Consider the following 1,694-nt stretch of genomic DNA (forward strand, 5'->3'; position numbering starts at 1 on the left):
GGCAGGTACAGATTGTAAGCTAAATGATTTTAGTGTGGTGGAAATTGATTATAATTTTGGTTCTCAATCAGCTTACTACGTTAGTTTGGGAACGAATCTGGATCAAACCAGGCTTTATTTAGGAGTTTATGGCTCTATGAAAGTGTCTGACTTTAATCAAGGTACTGTTTTTGAAATTGTTCCATGACTTATATTTATAAAATTCGACTGGGTATTGATTTTCTCCTAAAAGTTATAGCTTAATTTTTTTACCAGCTATTTTATAGGAATAAACAAATGAACTTTCTAGAAAATAAAAAAGCCTTTAATCAATAAAGCCCATAAAAGGTTCATTTTATGGGCTACAGTACATACCTTTAGAAAGATAAAGAAATTTATCTTAACGGATATGCCCTATTCCTTTAAAAGTAAATGCGACTTATTAGTCCTCCCTCTTAATTTCTTCATATATTACATGTAAGAGTTGATATATCAGGCAATGATCTAAATCTCTCTTTAACCCCTTATAATGTAAAAACAGTTAACCGAGGTGAAATTCATGTACTTTTTAAAGTCTCTTTCAAATGAAGTAAACTCTGCGGAGCTTTTTTTTAATAGACTATCTAAAACTAAGCAGCTTGTATCAGGCGCTCTTTTCGCCAGCTTAGCAGCCCTTTTTCAATCAGCAGGAGGTTTCTTACCAGGAATAGGAGTTTTTATTAGTCCATTCTCTACTGCACCCATTCTTTTTTGTTTTACACTTTCGCTCCCTCTAGGATTTATTACCTATATACTAACAAACCTGCTTCTTCTGATTATCCAGCCAAGTGAACTTATTATTTTTCCTTTTACAACAGGAATATTGGGAATGGGCATAGGAGCTGCTTTTTACTTTTTTAAAAAGAGATTATACATTGTTGTAAGTGGGGCCACTCTATTAACTATTGGGATTATTACCCTATTGTACGGTTTCAAATTCCCAGTACTAGGTCCCGTGATTTCTAAAAATTTTTCTCTTTCTACTACTGGTTTAATTTTTGTATTTACTTTCCTTTATAGTTGGATTTGGGTTGAACTCAGCTTAGCTTATTTCAAAAAATTAAAAACATTTATTTCCTAGTGAATCTACAAATTAATCCCTTAACAAAGATAACTCGTTAAAATAATGGAGAAATCGCAATCAGTTTTTTAGAAGAACGTCAATTAGGACAATCTCATCTAAACTTTGTAAGGCTCTTTTCATTATATTTTCAAATTCAACTAAACTATTTGCCTGTTCCCCTTTAATTCCAAAGCTTTTTGCCAGTTGAACAAAATCTGGGTTTGTAAAAGTTACTCCATAGCTCTTACCAAACTTTTTGTTCATCATTTCCTGCTCTATTTTTAATGTAGAGTCGTTTAAAAMAATAATGCTGAATGAAAGCCCTAAGCGTTTTGCCGTCTCTATTTCAGCAAAATTCATTAAAACTCCTCCATCTCCAGTAATACAAATAGCTGGATCATTAGGGCAGGCTAGCTTAGCTCCAATTGAGCCTGGTAAAGCAATACCCATGGAAGCTAGACCATTTGATATAATGAGCCTGTTAGGATTTTTAGGTTGATAAGTTCGGGCTATAGATACTTTATGAGCTCCCACATCTGAAATCACAATTGTTTTCTCTGAAGAGAGCTTGTCAATAATATGCAAGATATTCTCGATTGTCAAAGGCAGCAAA

Annotated in this window: 2 protein-coding genes and 1 pseudogene; 2 read left to right on the forward strand and 1 reads right to left on the reverse strand. The window is 33.3% G+C overall.

Features of this window, described 5'->3' with window-relative positions; all coding sequences use genetic code 11:
• A pseudogene (locus tag AC1DRF_RS26415) lies at positions 1 to 187 on the forward strand (PQQ-dependent sugar dehydrogenase); the annotation flags it as partial.
• A 351-nt stretch (positions 188 to 538) separates the two neighbouring features.
• Positions 539 to 1,099 (forward strand): hypothetical protein, encoded by a 561-nt coding sequence (locus AC1DRF_RS26420; protein ID WP_427076760.1) that lies wholly within the window; start codon positions 539 to 541, stop codon positions 1,097 to 1,099.
• 60 nt (positions 1,100 to 1,159) lie between these two features.
• On the opposite strand, the gene AC1DRF_RS26425 is transcribed toward AC1DRF_RS26420, so the two are convergent.
• Positions 1,160 to 1,694 (reverse strand): thiamine pyrophosphate-dependent enzyme (locus AC1DRF_RS26425; RefSeq protein WP_477742121.1); only part of this gene is annotated, 535 nt, incomplete at its 5' end.

This window comes from Priestia sp. P5_B4, from assembly GCF_056400385.1.

What these genes read in the sequence shown, in the direction of transcription:
- AC1DRF_RS26420 (WP_427076760.1), top strand. Translation starts at nt 539, where the DNA reads ATGTACTTTTTAAAGTCTCTTTCAAATGAAGTAAACTCTGCGGAGCTT.